Raw genomic sequence first — 16,260 nt, forward strand, 5'->3', positions numbered from 1 at the left:
CGCGATGGACATATCCGGGATTCAGCTCAGAGTGGTGCGCGCGGCGCTCTTCACGGCACTCGTCGTGACGCTGTCCGCCGCGTCGCACGTGCTGCTGTCCCGCGTTCCCCTGCCGCTGACCACCGTCGCGGCGATCGCCGCCGCCGTCTTCGTCATCGCGTACGCGACGGCGGGGCGCGAGCGCGGGTACGGACGGATCGCGGCCCTCCTGATCCCCCTGGAGCTGGCCGCCGACACGGTGTTCACCGCGGGGCAGCACGTCTGTTACGGCGAGGCGGGCGGCCCCGTTGCGGGCCCGCTGCGCGCCGTCGGCTTCGACGTGCTGTGCGGCGGGGCGCCCGTGGGGACCCCGCTGGCCAGGATGACCGCCGAGGGGCACGGCGCCGCCGCGCTCCTCGCCGACGTGGACCCGGGCGCGGCCTGGCTGCTGCTCGGGGCGCACGTCGGGGTGGGCCTCCTCGCTGCGGCCTGGCTGCGGCGCGGCGAGCGGGCGCTGGCCCAGCTGCTCCGCGCGGTCGCCGCGGCGACGTTCCGCCCCCTGCTGATCGCGGTCGCCGCGGTCACCACCTCCCGCCCGCCCGTACGCCGCCTGCCGCGCCCCGCGCGCCGGGTGCCGGCGGCGCGCACGCGGCTCCTCGTGCACTTCGTGGGGCGGCGTGGACCGCCGTGCTCGGCCGTCCTCGCCTGAGCACAGCACCCCACGCAGTTCATCCACACGGAGAAAAAGATCATGAGCAAGCGCAACAGCCAGGCCGCCAAGTCCGCAGCGCGCGAGCGCATCCGCGCCCAGCAGGAGGCCGAGCGCAAGCGCGAGAAGCGCAAGCGCGGCGCCATCGTCGCCGGTGCGATCGTCGGTGTCCTCGCCATAGCCGGCGGCGTCGGCTACGCCGTCATGCAGTCCAACGCCCCCTCGAAGTGGGAGGAGGCCGCCGACGCCAAGGTCGTCACCCCGGCGAACACCTCGGGCAAGGACGGCACCACCGTCACGATCGGCAAGTCCGACACGAAGAACACGGTCCACCTCTACGAGGACCCGCGCTGCCCCGGCTGCGCGGCCATGGAGCAGTCCATCGGCTCCGCGGTCGACAAGGGCATGAAGGACGGCGACTACAAGCTGACCTTCACCATCGGCACGTTCCTCGACAACAACCTCCAGGGTGAGGGGTCGAAGAACGCCCTCAGCGCGCTCGGCGCCGCCCTGGACGTCAGCTCCGACGCGTTCCTGGAGTACAAGACCGCGCTGTACTCGGCGAAGTACCACCCGTCGGAGTCCACCGACGACTTCGCCAAGGACGAGTACCTGATCAAGGTCGCGAACACCGTGGACGCCCTCAAGGACAACAAGAAGTTCAAGAGCGCCGTGGAGAAGGGGAAGTTCGACCCCTGGGCCATGAAGATGAGCGACTCCTTCCAGTCGGCGAAGGGCGTGGAGTCCACCCCGACCATCAAGATCAACGACAAGGTCGTCGAGACGCCGAAGACCCCCGACGCCTGGAAGGCCGCCCTGAAGAAGGCGGGCGTCACGAAGTAGCGGGCCATCAACCCCGCGCGGTAGCGGGCTGATCACCCAACAGGGGGGCGGACTTCACGCGTTCGCCCCCCTCGTGCGATTACCGCTCAGTATCGTGATCGCCCGTGACCAGTCGAAACGATCTTCAGTCGTCGCTCAACTCCGCGGCACCCAGCCGCCGTACGGTCGTCAAGGCCGCGGCCGCCACCGCCGCCCTCGGCGCCCCGCTCGCCGCGATACCCGCCCACGCGGCCGACGGACCCGCCTTCCACCACGGAGTCGCCTCGGGCGACCCGCTGCCCGACGGCGTCCTGCTGTGGACCCGCGTGACGCCCACCCCGGACGCCGTGCCCGGCTCCGGCAAGGGACCCGACACCGAGGTGAGCTGGGAGGTGGCCGAGGACAAGGGGTTCACCCGCGTCGTCGGCCGCGGCAGCACCACCGCACGGGCGGAGTCGGACCATACGGTCAAGGCCGACGTAAGGGGCCTGCACCAGGCGACCACCTATTACTTCCGCTTCTCCGTGGGAGACGTCCACTCCCCCGTGGGCCGCACCCGCACCACGCCCGCGCACGACGCCTCCGCGCACGGCGTCCGCTTCGGAGTGGTGTCCTGCGCCAACTGGGAGGCCGGCCACTTCTCCCCGTACCGCCACCTCGCCGCCCGCACCGAACTCGACGCGGTCCTCCACCTCGGCGACTACATCTACGAGTACAAGAGCGGCGAGTACCCCTCCGCCGAGAACGTCGTACGACCGCACGAGCCGAGGCACGAGATCAGGACGCTCGCCGACTACCGCACCCGGCACGGCGTCCACAAGACCGACCCCGACGCGCAGGCGATGCACGCCACGCACCCGGTCATCGCGATCTGGGACGACCACGAGTTCGCCGACAACGCCTGGTCGGGCGGGGCCGTGAACCACTCGCCGGAGACCGAGGGCGACTGGGCGGGCCGCATGGCGGCGGCCAAGCGCGCCTACTTCGAGTGGATGCCCGTACGCCCCTCGACCGAGGGCACCGTCTACCGCCGCGTCCGCTACGGCAAGCTCGCCGATCTGCACCTGCTCGACCTGCGGTCCTTCCGCTCCGAGCAGGCGAAGTTCGGCAGCGGCGAGGTCGACGACCCGGACCGCACGATCACCGGCCGCGCGCAGCTCGACTGGCTGAAGTCGGGCCTGGCCGGCTCCGACGCCGCCTGGAAGCTGGTCGGCACCTCGGTGATGATCACGCCGGTCGCCTTCGGCTCCCTGCCCGCCCATCTCCTCAAGCCCCTGGCGGAGTTGCTGGGCCTGCCCGGCGAGGGACTGGCCATCAACACCGACCAGTGGGACGGCTACACGGACGACCGCAGGGAACTCATCGCCCACCTGCGCGACAACAAGATCCACAACACCGTCTTCCTGACCGGTGACATCCACATGGCCTGGGCGAACGACGTGCCGGTCAAGGCCGCCACGTACCCCTTCTCGGCGTCCGCCGCGACCGAGTTCGTCGTCACGTCGGTGAGCTCCGACAACATCGACGACATGCTCCACGTCGCCCCGCACACGGTCTCCCTCGTGGCGGCCGGCGCGCTGAAGGCCGCCAACCGGCACGTGAAGTGGCTCGACATGGACTCGCACGGCTACGGCGTGCTCGACGTCACCGCCGAGCGCTCGCAGATGGACTACTACGTCATCTCGGACCGGACCGACCCGGCGGCCACCTCGTCGTGGGCGCGTTCCTACCGCACGCTCAGCGGCACGCAGAAGGCCGAGCGCGTGTACGCCCCGGTCCGCTGACCGGCGCGCGCGAGCTCTAGAGGGTCTCCAGGAAGCCGAGCGCCGTGCGCCACGTCGCCTCCGTGGCCTCGGCGTCGTAGTCGTCGAGGTCCGGGTCGGTGTAGAGGTGCCCGGCGCCCGCGTACCGGTAGATCTCCACGTCGGCGCCCGCCCGGCCCATCCGCAGGTACCAGGCGCTCAGCCAGTCGTCGGACTCGAACGGGTCGGGCTCGGCGACGTGCAGCTGCACGGGCAGCTCGTCCACGGAAGCGTTCTCCGCGAGGTCGGAGGTGCCGTGCAGGAGCAGCAGCCCGCGCGCCTTCTCGTCGCCGAGGGCGAGGGTCTGCGCGGTCGCGGCGCCGAGCGCGAAGCCCGCGTAGACGAGCCCCCGCTCCGAATAGGGCGCGGCGGCGAGGATCGCGCGTTTCAGGATCTCGTCCTTGCCGAGCTCGTTCTGGAAGCTCCTGCCCTCCTCGACGCTGTCGAAGACGCGGCCCTCGAAGAGGTCGGGCGTCCACACCTCGTGCCCGGCGGCACGCAGCCGGTCCGCCGCCGCGTGCACCGCGGGCCGCAGACCGTACGTCGAATGGAAAAGCACGATGTTCATGGGGCCATCGTGCCATCCGTGCCGTCCCCTACCCTCGGAGGCATGGAGAACGTACTGCGTCCGTTGATCGTGGTCGGCGGCTCGGTCGTGCTCACGGTGGTCGTCGGCTATCTGGTCGACATACTGCTGCGCCGGGCCGACGAGCGGCACCACGAGACCCCGCTGTGGGGGCTGCTGCGCCGCTGCCGCGTACCGCTGCAACTCGTCCTGTGCACCGCCATCCTGAGAGGGTCCTACGAACAGACGAAGATCGCCAAGGATCACTCCGCGGCCATCAGCCGCACGCTCACCCTCGTCCTCATCGGCTCCGCCGCCTGGCTCGTGGTGCGGATCGCGGCGGCCATAGTCGAGTCGTCGTACGCGCGCTACGCGGCCATGCACCGCGATCCGGCCCGCGTCCGGCGCGTCCGCACGCAGGTGACCCTCATCCAGCGGGTGGTCACCGCGATCGTCGGTGTCGTGGCCGTCGCCGCGATGCTCCTGACGTTCCCCGCCATGCAGGCGGCGGGCGCCTCACTGCTCGCCTCCGCCGGCATCCTCGGCATCGTCGCCGGTGTCGCCGCCCAGTCCACCCTCGGCAACCTCTTCGCCGGGTTGCAGATCGCGTTCGGCGACATGGTGCGGCTCGGCGACACGGTGGTGGTGAACGGCGAGTGGGGCACGGTCGACGAGATCACGCTGACCTTCCTGACCGTCCGCACGTGGGACGAGCGCCGGATCACCATGCCCGTGTCGTACTTCACGTCGAAGCCGTTCGAGAACTGGTCGCGCGGCGGCGTCGAAATGACCGGCACGGTCTTCTTCCACCTGGACCACTCGGCGCCCATCGCGCTGATGCGCGACCGGCTCCACGACATCCTGCGCGACTGCGCCGCGTGGGACGGCAGGGACTGGGGCCTCGCGGTGACGGACACCACACCGACGACGATCCAGGTCCGCGCCCTGGTCACCGCGAAGGACGCGGACGACATATGGACGGTGCGGGTCACGGTCCGCGAGCAGATGATCCGCTGGCTCACCGAGCACCACGCCTACGCGCTGCCGCGGGTCACCACCGCCACCGCCGAGCCGGCGCCGAACGGCCACCGGCCGCACTTCGAGAAGTTCACGCCGGACGCGCCCCGCACGGGACGCGGCTGAGCCGAGGGGCGCCCGCGGCCGGGCCGGACCGTGGGCGCCCCTCCGTCACCGCAGACTCCGTATGTCGAGGTGGTGCAGGACCCGGTCGACGACCTCCGGGTCGGCGCCGGGTTCGCTGCGCGCCGCGAGCACCTCGTGGCGGGCGGCGGACATCATCTCGCGCTGGATGCGCTGGACCGCCTTCCACCGGTCGACGCGCTTGGCGTACCGCTCGCGGCGCTCGTCGTCGACCAGGTCCGGGCTGATCCGGGCCCCGATGTCGAACGCACCGCGCTGCAGCCGCTCCGTGACGTCCTCGGGGAGCTCCTCGACCTCCTCGATCTCCTTGAGGCGGCGCTTGGCGGCCTTGGCGGCGCGCAGGGCGAGCGTGCGCTCCAGCTCGCGCTCCTTGTCGGCGTCGGCGCGCACCCCGAGCCTGCGCACGAGCCAGGGCAGGGTGAGCCCCTGGGCGATGAGGGTCGCCATGATCACGCAGAACGCGATGAAGATGATCTCGTCGCGGGCCGGGAACGGACTCCCGTCCTCCGTCTTGAGCGGAATGGCGAGCGCCAGCGCGACCGACGCCACACCACGCATCCCCGACCACCACATGACGACGGTCTCGCGCCAGGTGGTCGGGATCTCCTCGTCGACGTCGCGCAGCTTGTGCAGCCGCTTGGCCAGCCAGGTCGCGGGCAGCAGCCACAGCAGGCGTACGCCGACGACCACGGCGACGATCGCCGCGCCCCAGCCGAACATCTGCCACTGGTGGCCGCTCGCGATGCCGAAGACGTTGTGCAGCTCCAGGCCGATGAGGCCGAAGGCGATGCCGGTGACCAGGGTGTCGACGATCTGCCAGAACGTCTGCCCGGTGATCCGGCCGAGCACGTCGTCGGCGTCGACGGCGTTCTCCGCGAGGTAGAGCGCGGTGACGAGGACCGCGAGCACACCGGATCCGTGCAGTTCCTCGGCGAGTACGTAGCTGACGAAGGGCACGAGGAGGGTGAGCCCGGTCTGCAGGGTGGCCTCGCCGAGGAGTCCCATGAGCTTGTTGGTGAGCCAGCCGAGCACGAGGCCCACGGCGACGGCGACCACGGCCGACAGGACGAGGAGCCCCACGGCGGAGGGCCAGGAGAAGGAGCCGCTCACCGCCGCCGTGATCGCCACGTGGTAGAGCACGATGGCCGTGACGTCGTTGAAGAGCCCCTCGCCCTCCAGGATCGACACGAGCCTGCGCGGCAGCCCGAGCGACCCGGCGACCGCGGTCGCCGCGACGGGGTCGGGCGGCGCGACGAGCGCCCCCAGTGCCACGGCCGCCGCGATGGGCAGCCCCGGCACGAACGAGTTGGCGACCGCCGCGACGGCCGCGGTCGTCACGAAGACGAGGGCCACGGCGAGCAGCAGGATCGGTCGGATGTTGGCGGTGAACTGCCGCCAGGACGTGCGCTGCACGGCGGCGTAGAGCAGCGGCGGGAGCACCAGCGGAAGGATGTAGTCCGGCGGGATCTCCACATTGGGCACGAACGGCAGCAGCGCCATGCCGATGCCGGCCAACGTCATCAGGACCGGCGCGGGCAGCCCGAGCCGGTCCCCCAGGGGCACGGTGACCACGGCACCGAGCAGCAAGATGAGCACCAGCGCCAGTTGATCCACGTGTGCACTCCGGCGGTCGAGACTTGGACGATCAAGACCTCAACCCTGCCACGCCGTCCCCGCCAACCGGAGCAGCGCGCTCGCTCGGCTCGCTACCGGGCTCGTCAGGTGAGTGACTTCCGCATCGCGCGGTGCGGAATTCCGGCGTCGGGGAACTCCGGTCCGTACACCTCGTAGCCGAGGCGTTCGTAGAAGCCCAGGGCGTGGGTCTGCGCGTGCAGGTCGACCGCGCTCAGGCCACGCGCGCGTGCCGCGTCCTCGATGGCACGGACCAGGGCGGCGCCCACGCCGAGCCCCCGCGCGGCCCGCGTCACCGCGAGCCTGCCGAGGGCGCCCACGGTGGTGTCCCCGCCGTTCTTGGCGGCCGCGGCGGATCCGGTCAGGAGCCGGCCCGTGCCGAGCGGGACGCCGTCCTCGCGGACGGCCAGGACGTGCACCGCGCGGGCGTCGTACTCGTCGTACTCCAGCTCTTCGGGGACCCGCTGCTCGGCCACGAAGACGTCCCTGCGGACGGCGAAGCAGGCCTCCACGTCGTCGGTGTGCTCGGCGACGCGGACCGTCACTCCGCTCACGAGCTCTCCGCCCGCACGCGGTCCAGGGCCTGCTGCAGATCGTCCGGGTAGCCGCTCTCGTACTCCACCCACTGGCCGTCGCCCGGGTGCTCGAAGCCGAGCCGGACCGCGTGCAGCCACTGGCGGGTGAGGCCGAGGCGCTTGGCGAGGGTGGGGTCGGCGCCATACGTCAGGTCGCCCACGCACGGGTGCCGGTGGGCCGACATGTGCACGCGGATCTGGTGCGTGCGGCCCGTCTCCAGCTTGATGTCGAGCAGGGAGGCGGCGCGGAAGGCCTCGATGAGGTCGTAGTGCGTCACGGAGGGCTTGCCCTCGGCCGTGACCGCCCACTTGTAGTCGTGGTTCGGGTGGCGGCCGATGGGGGCATCGATGGTGCCGCTCATCGGGTCGGGGTGGCCCTGGACCAGCGCGTTGTAGCGCTTGTCGACCGTGCGCTCCTTGAACTGGCGCTTCAGGGAGGTGTACGCCCGCTCCGACTTGGCGACGACCATCAGGCCGGACGTGCCCACGTCGAGGCGGTGCACGATGCCCTGGCGCTCGGCGGCACCGGAGGTGGAGATCCGATACCCGGCCGCCGCGAGGCCGCCGATCACGGTCGTGCCCGTCCAGCCGGGGCTCGGGTGCGCGGCCACGCCGACCGGCTTGACGATCACGACGATGTCGTCGTCGTCATGGACGATCTCCATGCCCTCGACGGGTTCGGCGACGATCTGCACCGGAGCGGCCGCCTGCGGCATCTCCACTTCCAGCCAGGCGCCGCCGTGCACCCGCTCGGACTTGCCGACCACCGAGCCGTCGACCGAGACCTTCCCCGCCGCGGCGAGCTCGGCGGCCTTCGTACGGGAGAACCCGAACATGCGCGAGATGGCGGCGTCGACGCGCTCGCCCTCCAGGCCGTCCGGCACGGGCAGGGTACGGATCTCGGGAATCGTGCTCACCCATTGAGTATGCAGGAGCGCACCGACACTCCCGCACCACAGGGCTCCCGCGGGCGCCTCAGTCCTTGTGGACGGTGCCGTCCGGGTCCAGGCCGCGGAAGGAGAGCAGGACGATCAGGATGCCGCCGCAGACGATCGCCGAGTCCGCGAGGTTGAACACCGCGAAGCCCTTGGGGGCGATGAAGTCGACGACCGCGCCCTCGAAGACGCCGGGGGCGCGGAAGAGGCGGTCGGTGAGGTTGCCGAGGGCGCCGCCGAGCAGCAGGCCGAGGGCGATCGCCCACGGCAGGCTGTACAGCTTGCGGGCGAGCCGCGCGATCACCACGATGACCGCCGCGGCGATGCACGTGAAGATGATGGTGAAGGCCTCGCCGAAGCCGAAGGCCGCGCCCGCGTTACGGATCGCGGAGAGGCGGAGCCAGTCGCCGATCAGGTCGATCGGCTCGTGGTGCTCCAGCTTGGCGACCACGATCATCTTGCTGATCAGGTCGAAGGCGTACGCGACGACGGCCACGGCGAAGAGCACGGCGATCTTCCGCTTGCCCTTGCCGGCGCTCGCGGCGCCGGTCTCGGCGTCGGCCACGCCTTCGCCCTCGGGCTTGGGCTCGCCCTCGGACTCGGGCTCGGGCTCGGACCCAGTCCGCTGCCCGTCCTGCTCGGCCGCCGCCGTCTCCCCGGAGTCCGGACCGGACTGCTCCGGCCCGTCCCCGGCCGCCTCAGGGATGTCCGGCGTACCGATGATGCGCTCCGCCTCTGCCACGTGAGTCCCTCAACCTAGGTACCTGACTGGGGACGAGAGTACGGCACACACGTACGGTCCCCGGCGCCCAGGCCGCGCTCAGTAGCGGCGTTCCTGCTTCTGCTTGCACTCCACGCACAGCGTCGCGCGCGGGAAGGCCTGCATCCGCGCCTTGCCGATCGCGTTGCCGCAGTTCTCGCAGAGGCCGTACGTCCCCGCGTCGAGGCGCTCCAGGGCCCGCTCGGTCTGCAGGAGCATCTCGCGCGCGTTGGCGGCCAGCGCCATCTCGTGCTCCCGCGTGATGTTCTTCGTGCCGGTGTCCGCGTCGTCGTCGCCCGCCCCGTCCCCGGAGTCCCGCATCAGCCCCGCGAGGGCGTCCTCGGAGGACGCGATCTCGCTGCCGAGCCGCAGCACCTCGCTCTGCAGCTCCGTACGGGCCTCGGCGACCTCTTCCGGGGTCCAGGGGTCCTCCCCGGGCCGGACCGCGAGCTCGCCGGGCTCCGCCGCGGCGGCGCGTGCCTTGGGCACGGCCGTCGGCTGCTTCGCTGCTGTCGCCGTGCCCGGAGTCTTCTTCGCAACCACCGTCGTGGCTCCCGTCGTCTCCGCGGCCTCAGCCGCATCCTCGGCCGCGGACGCGGCCGTCTTCTTGGCCGTGCTCTTCTTGGCGGTGCTCTTCTTGCCCGTGCTCTTGTGCGCGGTGCTCTTCTTGGCGGCCGTCTTCTTGGCAGGTACGGCCTTGGCAGCGCTCTCCGGGGCCTCGTCGGCACCCGCTCGCCGAGCGGCCTCGTCGTGGTCACCCGCCTCGCCGGCACTGTCCGTGCCGGCGACTTTCCCGGCCGCCGTCTTCTTGACCGCCGTGTTCTTGGCAGCTGTCTTCTTGGCGCCGGCCTTCTTGGCCGCCGTGGCCTTGCCGGCGGCGCTCTGCAGAGGCTTGGCCTCAGCAGCCGTCTTCTCGGAGGCCGCGACCTTCGTGGCCGTGCCCTTCGAAGCCGTGGTCCCGACCGCCGTCTTCTTGGCGGCCGTGCTCTTGGAAGCCGTGGTCTTGGTCGGCGTGCCCTTGGCCGCCGACTTCGACGCCGTGCCCTTGGCCGACGTCGTCTTCGGCGCCGTGGTCCTGGAGCCCGCTCCCGTCGTCGCCCCGGCGGCTGGCGCCTTCGCCGCGGCCGCGCCTGTGGATCTGCCGGACGCCGACTGCTGTACGGCGGTCTTCTTCGCCACCATGGCCGCGGCCCCTTCACATATTGTGATCTTGCTCGCGAATCGTGCTGGGACGATAAATCGACTCCAGGCCCGCGGCAACGGGGCACGCCGCCCGATCCCCCCGCCCCACGGGTGCCGCGAGGCGAGTCTGCATGCGTTGTGCCCAACTCCCTGCCGGGTAATCCGCAGGACGGAACGCGCCCGGAACCGCTCGCCCCGCATGTCGCCATTCGGGTCAGTCGCCGCCTCCTCCCCCGCCCGCCCCGGGACTCCCGGAAAACCGGTCGGAGTCCCCTCCCCGCGCGCCGTACACTGGACGGCAGCGAGAAGCGTGGATGGGGACGAGTAGCGGCGTACGCAGCCATGAGCGACCCGGGGACGGTGCGAGCCCGGGGGCCGGCGCGACGTGAAGATCACCCCGGAGCCGCCGGAAGAACGCCGAGGCGAGACAGCCGAGGCCAGTAGACCCGGTATCGCGACCCCAATGAGGGGGCTCACCGGTGCGAACCCCGCGCCGGAGGGCCAAGGAGGGTGGTACCGCGGGAGCGCGCCGCACCAGGCGCACACGGCTCTCGTCCCTCCGACGGAAGGCAGCACATCCGCCGGAGGACTCGTTGAATACGCCGCCGCAGTACCGTCAGGTGCCCGCCCAGGTCGACCTGCCCGCCCTCGAGCACGCCGTGCTCGACTTCTGGCGCGAGCAGAAGATCTTCGCCCGGAGCCTCGAACAGTCCGAGGGCCGCCCCGAGTGGGTGTTCTACGAAGGCCCGCCCACCGCCAACGGCATGCCGGGCGCCCACCACATCGAGGCCCGCGTCTTCAAGGACGTCTTCCCGCGCTTCCGCACGATGCGGGGCTACCACGTGGCCCGCAAGGCCGGCTGGGACTGCCACGGCCTCCCCGTCGAGCTCGCGGTCGAGAAGGAGCTCGGGTTCAACGGCAAGAAGGACATCGAGGCGTACGGCATCGCCGAGTTCAACGCCAAGTGCCGCGAGTCCGTGACCCGGCACACCGACGCCTTCGCCGAGCTCACGACCCGCATGGGGTACTGGGTCGACCTCGACGACGCGTACCGCACGATGAACCCCGAGTACGTCGACTCGGTCTGGTGGTCGCTGAAGGAGATCTTCAACAAGGACCTCCTCGTCCAGGACCACCGCGTCGCCCCCTGGTGCCCCCGCTGCGGCACCGGCCTCTCGGACCACGAGCTGGCGCAGGGGTACGAGACGGTCGTCGACCCCTCCGTCTACGTCCGTTTCCCCCTCACCTCCGGACCTCTCGCGGGCGAAGCCGCCCTCCTGGTCTGGACGACGACCCCGTGGACCCTCGTCTCGAACACCGCCGTCGCCGCGCACCCCGACGTCACCTACGTCGTCGCGACGGACGGCGAAGAGAAGCTGGTCGTCGCCCAGCCGCTCGTCGAGAAGTCCCTCGGCGAGGGATGGGAGACCACCGGCGAGACCTTCACCGGCGCCGAGATGGAGCGCTGGAACTACCAACGTCCCTTCGAGCTCGTGGAGTTCCCGGCCCCCGCGCACTACGTGGTGAACGCCGAGTACGTGACGACCGAGGACGGCACCGGTCTCGTCCACCAGTCCCCCGCCTTCGGTGAGGACGACCTCAAGGTCTGCCGTGCGTACGGCCTGCCGGTCGTCAACCCCGTCCGCCCGGACGGCACCTTCGAAGAGGACGTCCCGCTCGTCGGCGGTGTCTTCTTCAAGAAGGCCGACGAAAGCCTCACCAAGGACCTCGACGACCGCGGTCTGCTCTTCAAGCACATCGCCTACGAGCACAGCTACCCGCACTGCTGGCGCTGCCACACGGCCCTGCTCTACTACGCGCAGCCGTCCTGGTACATCCGCACCACGGCCATCAAGGACCGCCTCCTCCAGGAGAACGAGAAGACCAACTGGTTCCCGGAGTCGGTCAAGCACGGCCGCTTCGGCGACTGGCTGACCAACAACGTCGACTGGGCGCTGTCCCGCAACCGCTACTGGGGCACCCCGCTGCCCATCTGGCGCTGCGAGGAGGACCACCTCACCTGCGTCGGCTCCCGCGCCGAGCTCTCCGACCTGACGGGCACCGACCAGTCGGACCTGGACCCGCACCGCCCGTACATCGACGCGGTCACCTTCCCCTGCCCGCAGGAGGGCTGCGGAACGACCGCCACGCGCGTGCCCGAGGTCATCGACGCCTGGTACGACTCGGGCTCGATGCCGTTCGCGCAGTGGGGCTATCCGCACAAGAACAAGGAACTCTTCGAGAGCCGCTACCCCGCGCAGTTCATCTCGGAGGCCATCGACCAGACCCGCGGCTGGTTCTACACGCTGATGGCCGTCGGCACCCTGGTCTTCGACAAGTCGTCCTACGAGAACGTGGTCTGTCTCGGCCACATCCTCGCCGAGGACGGCCGCAAGATGTCCAAGCACCTGGGCAACACCCTGGACCCGGTCCCGCTCATGGACCAGCACGGCGCCGACGCGGTCCGCTGGTTCATGGCGGCCGGCGGCTCCCCCTGGGCGGCCCGCCGCGTGGGCCACGGCACCATCCAGGAGGTCGTCCGCAAGACCCTCCTCACGTACTGGAACACGGTCGCCTTCCAGGCGCTCTACGCCCGTACGTCGAAATGGGCGCCCAGCGCCGCCGACCCGGCGCCCGCCGACCGCCCGCTCCTGGACCGCTGGCTGCTCAGCGAGCTGCACGCGCTCACCGACCAGGTCACCCAGGCCCTGGAGAGCTACGACACCCAGCGCGCGGGCAAGCTCCTGTCCGTCTTCGTCGACAACCTCTCGAACTGGTACGTCCGCCGCTCCCGCCGCCGCTTCTGGCAGGGCGACAAGGCGGCGCTGCGCACCCTGCACGAGGTCGTCGAGACGGTCACGCGCCTGCTGGCCCCGCTGACGCCGTTCATCACGGAGCGTGTCTGGCAGGACCTGATCGTGCCGGTGACGCCCGACGCCCCGGAGTCGGTGCACCTGTCCAGCTGGCCGGAGGCGGATCTCTCCGCCATCGACCCGGACCTGTCCCAGCAGATGGTCCTCGTCCGCCGGCTCGTCGAGCTGGGCCGCGCCACACGCGCGGAGTCGGGCGTCAAGACCCGCCAGCCGCTGTCCCGCGCGCTGATCGCGGCGACGGGCTTCGAGTCCCTCAACCCGGAGCTGCACGCCCAGATCACCGAGGAGCTCAACGTCTCCTCGCTGGCGTCGCTCTCCGAGGTCGGCGGTTCACTGGTCGACACCACGGCCAAGGCGAACTTCCGTGCGCTCGGCAAGCGGTTCGGCAAGGGTGTCCAGGCGGTCGCCAAGGCCGTCGCCGAGGCCGACGCCGCCGCGCTGTCCCTCGCCCTGCGCGAGGGCACGGCCTCCGTGGAGGTCGACGGCGAGACGGTGACACTGGCCCCGGACGAGGTCATCATCACGGAGACCCCGCGCGAGGGCTGGTCGGTGGCGTCCGAGTCCGGCGCCACGGTCGCCCTCGACCTGGAGATCACCGACGAGCTGCGCCGGGCAGGACTGGCCCGCGATGCGATCCGTCTGATCCAGGAGGCCCGCAAGAACAGCGGTCTGGACGTCGCGGACCGGATCGCCCTGCGCTGGACCTCCCCGGACGATGCGGTCGTCACCGCCCTCTCCGAGCACGCCGAGCTCATCGCGGACGAGGTCCTCGCGACCGACTTCTCCCAGGGCGAGGCGGACGACACCTACGGAGAGCCGTTCACCGACGAGCCCCTGAAGCTGACCTTCCGCCTCCGCAAGGCGTAAGCGCCCGCACCGAAGGCCCGGCCCCGAGGGGGCCGGGCCTTTCGCGCATCCGCCTCCGGGCACCCGCCTCCGGGCACACAAAAGGGCCGGGCCCCCGGAAACTCCGGGGGCCCGGCCCTGAACGCTGCCGACGCCTAGGGCGTGGTCACGCCCGTCAGTTGTCGTCCTCGTCGATGAGGAAGCCGCGCATCGGCGACGGAGCCTGCTGCATCGGCGCGGGGCCCTGCGGCCGCACCGGCGCCATCGGCTGCGTCATCGCGGGAGACATCTGCTGCTGGCCGCCGTAGGACGGGCCGCCGTTGGGCTGGTTGTTGCCGCCCATCGACTGGTTGCCGCCGTAGGACGGGGCACCCGCACCGGCCGGAGCCATCGACGGCGCCGGGGACGGCGGCAGCGAGGCGGTGGCCGGAGTGCGCGGCGGAGCCAGCGAGTCGTCGGCCTGGGTCTCCAGCTGACGCAGCTGCGACTCCAGGTACGACTTCAGACGCGTGCGGTACTCGCGCTCGAAGCCGCGCAGGTCCTCGACCTTGCGCTCCAGCGTGGCGCGGGCGGACTCCAGGGAGCCCATCGCGACGCGGTGCTTCTCCTGCGCGTCCCGCTCCAGGGCGTCGGCCTTGGCACGGGCGTCACGCTCAAGACCCTCGGCGCGCGAACGGGCCTCGCCGACGATCTTGTTGGCCTCGGAACGGGCCTCCGCGATCGCCTGGTCGGCGGTCTGCTGCGCAAGGGAGAGCACACGGGCGGCGCTGTCGCCGCCGGGGCCCTGACCGGGCTGCGGCATCTGCGGGCCGTGGCCGCCCATCGGACCGCCCATGGGGCCACCCATCGGACCCTGACCCATCGGGCCCGGACCCTGCGGACCGCCCTGCGGACCGTGTCCACTGGGGCCTGCGGGCAGCTGCGGAGCGCCACCGGGCAGCTGCGGCGGGCCGCCCATGGGGCCACCCATCTGCTGCTGATGCTGCTGCGGCGGGACCGGCTGCGGACCCGATATTGCGGCGGGCACGGGGGCACCGGGACCGCGCTGGTCCTGGGGGCCGGGGCCGTCGGGGCCCTTGCGCATCCCGCCCTGCTGCTGGTTCTGCGCGGCGGCACGGGTGGCCGCAGCGAGCTTGGCGCGCAGGTCCTCGTTCTCACGGAGGAGCCGCGTCAGTTCGGCTTCGACCTCATCGAGGAAGGCATCGACCTCGTCCTCGTCATAGCCTTCTCGGAGGCGGACGGTCGTGAACTGTTTGTTCCGCACGTCCTCGGGGGTCAACGGCATCTCTTCACCTCAACGTAGTCGTCGGCATTCGGCAAGACCGTATTAGACATCGCACTCATCACAGCTGACTCACGATGTGGATCAGGATGTAGACGATGATCATCAGTACGAAGAAGGACAGGTCGAGCGCCACGCCCCCGAGACGCAGCGGCGGAATGAACCGCCGCAGGAGCTTGAGCGGTGGATCAGTGACAGTGTAGGTGGCCTCCAGAACGACCACCATCGGCTTGCCGGGTTGCCATGAGCGGGCGAACTGGAAGACGTAGTCCATGACCAGCCGGAAGATCAGCACGATGAGGAAGCACATCAGCGCGATGTAAAGCACCTGCACGACCACGCTCATGTTCGCGGTTCCCTCTCCCCTGTTACTCGTACTTCGTCGATCCGGTACTGCGGTTACGGCAACTACTGCATCACTGCGTCTCAGCTCTGGTTGAAGAACCCGCCCTCTGCGATGCGAGCCTTGTCCTCCGCCGTTACATCGACGTTAGCAGGCGACAACAGGAACACCTTCTGCGTCACTCGCTCAATGCTGCCATGCAGGCCGAAGACCAGACCGGCGGCAAAGTCGACAAGTCGCTTCGCGTCCGTGTCGTCCATCTCCGTCAGATTCATGATCACCGGAGTGCCTTCACGGAAGTGTTCCCCGATGGTACGGGCCTCGTTGTAGGTCCGGGGGTGCAATGTGGTGATGCGGTAGGGCTCCCGCTCGGACACGACCTTGGGCATGATCACCGGTGCGTTCTTCTCCAGGCTCTGGCGTTCAGGTGTGATGGATGCCACGGGGGCGATTCGTGCCGGACGTCCGGATTCCGCGGCTGGCGAAGCGGAATGGGACGCCGGCTCGCGCGGGGCGGGCGGCTGCACCACTCGCACCGATTCGTCCCTTTGTGACTGGTGGGACTGGTGCGACTGATGCGACGGTTCGTGCCTCCTGCGGTCACGCTCCGGCTCAGGCTCGGGTTCGAACTCGTCATCGGGGTCGAACCCCGGACCGTCGTACCCATCGTCCTCCACGAGGCCGAGGTAGACCGCCATCTTGCGCATCGCGCCGGCCATGCTCTGAGTCCTCCGCTCTGTGGTGGATCGGCTGTCGTCACCAACTGCTCGCGATCCACGAGGTATCCCCGCCCA

The 16,260-nt window shown here is 70.6% G+C and carries 14 protein-coding genes; 5 read left to right on the plus strand and 9 right to left on the minus strand.

Annotated features, from left to right (window positions below; translation table 11 throughout):
* Positions 1–4 precede the first annotated feature (4 nt).
* The 3 genes from DEJ49_RS08900 (at position 5) to DEJ49_RS08910 (ending at position 3,294) form a co-directional block, all read left to right on the plus strand.
* Entirely contained in the window at positions 5–688 is a 684-nt protein-coding gene (locus tag DEJ49_RS08900; protein WP_150188119.1) for a hypothetical protein, read from the plus strand.
* Between the two features lie 42 nt (positions 689–730).
* On the plus strand, positions 731–1,531 hold the full coding sequence (locus DEJ49_RS08905; protein WP_150183623.1) for a DsbA family protein: 801 nt from the start codon (positions 731–733) through the stop codon (positions 1,529–1,531).
* 104 nt (positions 1,532–1,635) lie between these two features.
* On the plus strand, positions 1,636–3,294 hold the full coding sequence (locus DEJ49_RS08910) for an alkaline phosphatase D family protein (RefSeq protein ID WP_150183624.1): 1,659 nt from the start codon (positions 1,636–1,638) through the stop codon (positions 3,292–3,294).
* A 16-nt stretch (positions 3,295–3,310) separates the two neighbouring features.
* On the opposite strand, the gene DEJ49_RS08915 is transcribed toward DEJ49_RS08910, so the two are convergent.
* Positions 3,311–3,880 (minus strand): dienelactone hydrolase family protein, encoded by a 570-nt coding sequence (locus DEJ49_RS08915; RefSeq protein ID WP_150183625.1) that lies wholly within the window; start codon positions 3,878–3,880, stop codon positions 3,311–3,313.
* A 42-nt stretch (positions 3,881–3,922) separates the two neighbouring features.
* On the opposite strand from DEJ49_RS08915, the gene DEJ49_RS08920 reads away from it, so the two are divergent.
* Positions 3,923–5,020 carry a mechanosensitive ion channel family protein gene (locus DEJ49_RS08920; protein WP_150183626.1) on the plus strand — a complete coding sequence of 366 codons (1,098 nt, stop codon included), beginning with the start codon at positions 3,923–3,925 and terminating at the stop codon, positions 5,018–5,020.
* Between the two features lie 45 nt (positions 5,021–5,065).
* Here DEJ49_RS08920 and DEJ49_RS08925 read toward each other — a convergent pair whose 3' ends face one another.
* The 5 genes from DEJ49_RS08925 to DEJ49_RS08945 all read right to left on the minus strand — a co-directional run bounded on the left by DEJ49_RS08925 (position 5,066) and on the right by DEJ49_RS08945 (position 10,122).
* Positions 5,066–6,652, minus strand: a complete 1,587-nt coding sequence (locus DEJ49_RS08925; RefSeq protein WP_150183627.1) for a Na+/H+ antiporter — start codon at positions 6,650–6,652, stop codon at positions 5,066–5,068.
* A gap of 104 nt (positions 6,653–6,756) precedes the next feature.
* Positions 6,757–7,224 (minus strand): GNAT family N-acetyltransferase, encoded by a 468-nt coding sequence (locus tag DEJ49_RS08930; protein WP_150183628.1) that lies wholly within the window; start codon positions 7,222–7,224, stop codon positions 6,757–6,759.
* A complete protein-coding gene (locus DEJ49_RS08935; protein WP_150183629.1) occupies positions 7,221–8,162 on the minus strand; it encodes an RluA family pseudouridine synthase in 942 nt (313 codons plus the stop codon). Before DEJ49_RS08935 ends, DEJ49_RS08930 begins: the two co-directional genes overlap by 4 nt.
* A 58-nt stretch (positions 8,163–8,220) precedes the next feature.
* Complete coding sequence (lspA, locus tag DEJ49_RS08940) at positions 8,221–8,922, minus strand: signal peptidase II (protein ID WP_150183630.1); 702 nt, start codon at positions 8,920–8,922, stop codon at positions 8,221–8,223.
* A gap of 78 nt (positions 8,923–9,000) precedes the next feature.
* Positions 9,001–10,122 carry a TraR/DksA family transcriptional regulator gene (locus DEJ49_RS08945; protein ID WP_150183631.1) on the minus strand — a complete coding sequence of 374 codons (1,122 nt, stop codon included), beginning with the start codon at positions 10,120–10,122 and terminating at the stop codon, positions 9,001–9,003.
* A 593-nt stretch (positions 10,123–10,715) separates the two neighbouring features.
* Here DEJ49_RS08945 and ileS point away from each other — a divergent pair.
* Positions 10,716–13,862, plus strand: a complete 3,147-nt coding sequence (gene ileS, locus DEJ49_RS08950; protein WP_150183632.1) for an isoleucine--tRNA ligase — start codon at positions 10,716–10,718, stop codon at positions 13,860–13,862.
* Between the two features lie 154 nt (positions 13,863–14,016).
* On the opposite strand, the gene DEJ49_RS08955 is transcribed toward ileS, so the two are convergent.
* From DEJ49_RS08955 to DEJ49_RS08965, 3 genes are all read right to left on the minus strand, one after another.
* Positions 14,017–15,126 carry a DivIVA domain-containing protein gene (locus DEJ49_RS08955; RefSeq protein WP_150183633.1) on the minus strand — a complete coding sequence of 370 codons (1,110 nt, stop codon included), beginning with the start codon at positions 15,124–15,126 and terminating at the stop codon, positions 14,017–14,019.
* A 58-nt stretch (positions 15,127–15,184) separates the two neighbouring features.
* Positions 15,185–15,469 carry a YggT family protein gene (locus DEJ49_RS08960; RefSeq protein ID WP_150166801.1) on the minus strand — a complete coding sequence of 95 codons (285 nt, stop codon included), beginning with the start codon at positions 15,467–15,469 and terminating at the stop codon, positions 15,185–15,187.
* A gap of 80 nt (positions 15,470–15,549) precedes the next feature.
* Positions 15,550–16,185, minus strand: coding sequence for a cell division protein SepF (locus DEJ49_RS08965; RefSeq protein ID WP_150183634.1), 636 nt, complete (start codon positions 16,183–16,185; stop codon positions 15,550–15,552).
* Between the last annotated feature and the right edge of the window lie 75 nt (positions 16,186–16,260).

The sequence above is a fragment of the Streptomyces venezuelae genome, from assembly GCF_008642335.1.
Lineage (GTDB): Bacteria > Actinomycetota > Actinomycetes > Streptomycetales > Streptomycetaceae > Streptomyces > Streptomyces venezuelae_F.

Bases quoted from the DNA above. Each gene is read 5' to 3' on its own strand.
- DEJ49_RS08900 (WP_150188119.1), top strand. From the start codon at position 5: ATGGACATATCCGGGATTCAGCTCAGAGTGGTGCGCGCGGCGCTCTTC.
- DEJ49_RS08905 (WP_150183623.1), top strand. From the start codon at position 731: ATGAGCAAGCGCAACAGCCAGGCCGCCAAGTCCGCAGCGCGCGAGCGC.
- DEJ49_RS08915 (WP_150183625.1), bottom strand. From the start codon at position 3,880: ATGAACATCGTGCTTTTCCATTCGACGTACGGTCTGCGGCCCGCGGTG.
- DEJ49_RS08920 (WP_150183626.1), top strand. From the start codon at position 3,923: ATGGAGAACGTACTGCGTCCGTTGATCGTGGTCGGCGGCTCGGTCGTG.
- DEJ49_RS08945 (WP_150183631.1), bottom strand. From the start codon at position 10,122: ATGGTGGCGAAGAAGACCGCCGTACAGCAGTCGGCGTCCGGCAGATCC.
- DEJ49_RS08955 (WP_150183633.1), bottom strand. From the start codon at position 15,126: ATGCCGTTGACCCCCGAGGACGTGCGGAACAAACAGTTCACGACCGTC.
- DEJ49_RS08960 (WP_150166801.1), bottom strand. From the start codon at position 15,469: ATGAGCGTGGTCGTGCAGGTGCTTTACATCGCGCTGATGTGCTTCCTC.
- DEJ49_RS08965 (WP_150183634.1), bottom strand. From the start codon at position 16,185: ATGGCCGGCGCGATGCGCAAGATGGCGGTCTACCTCGGCCTCGTGGAG.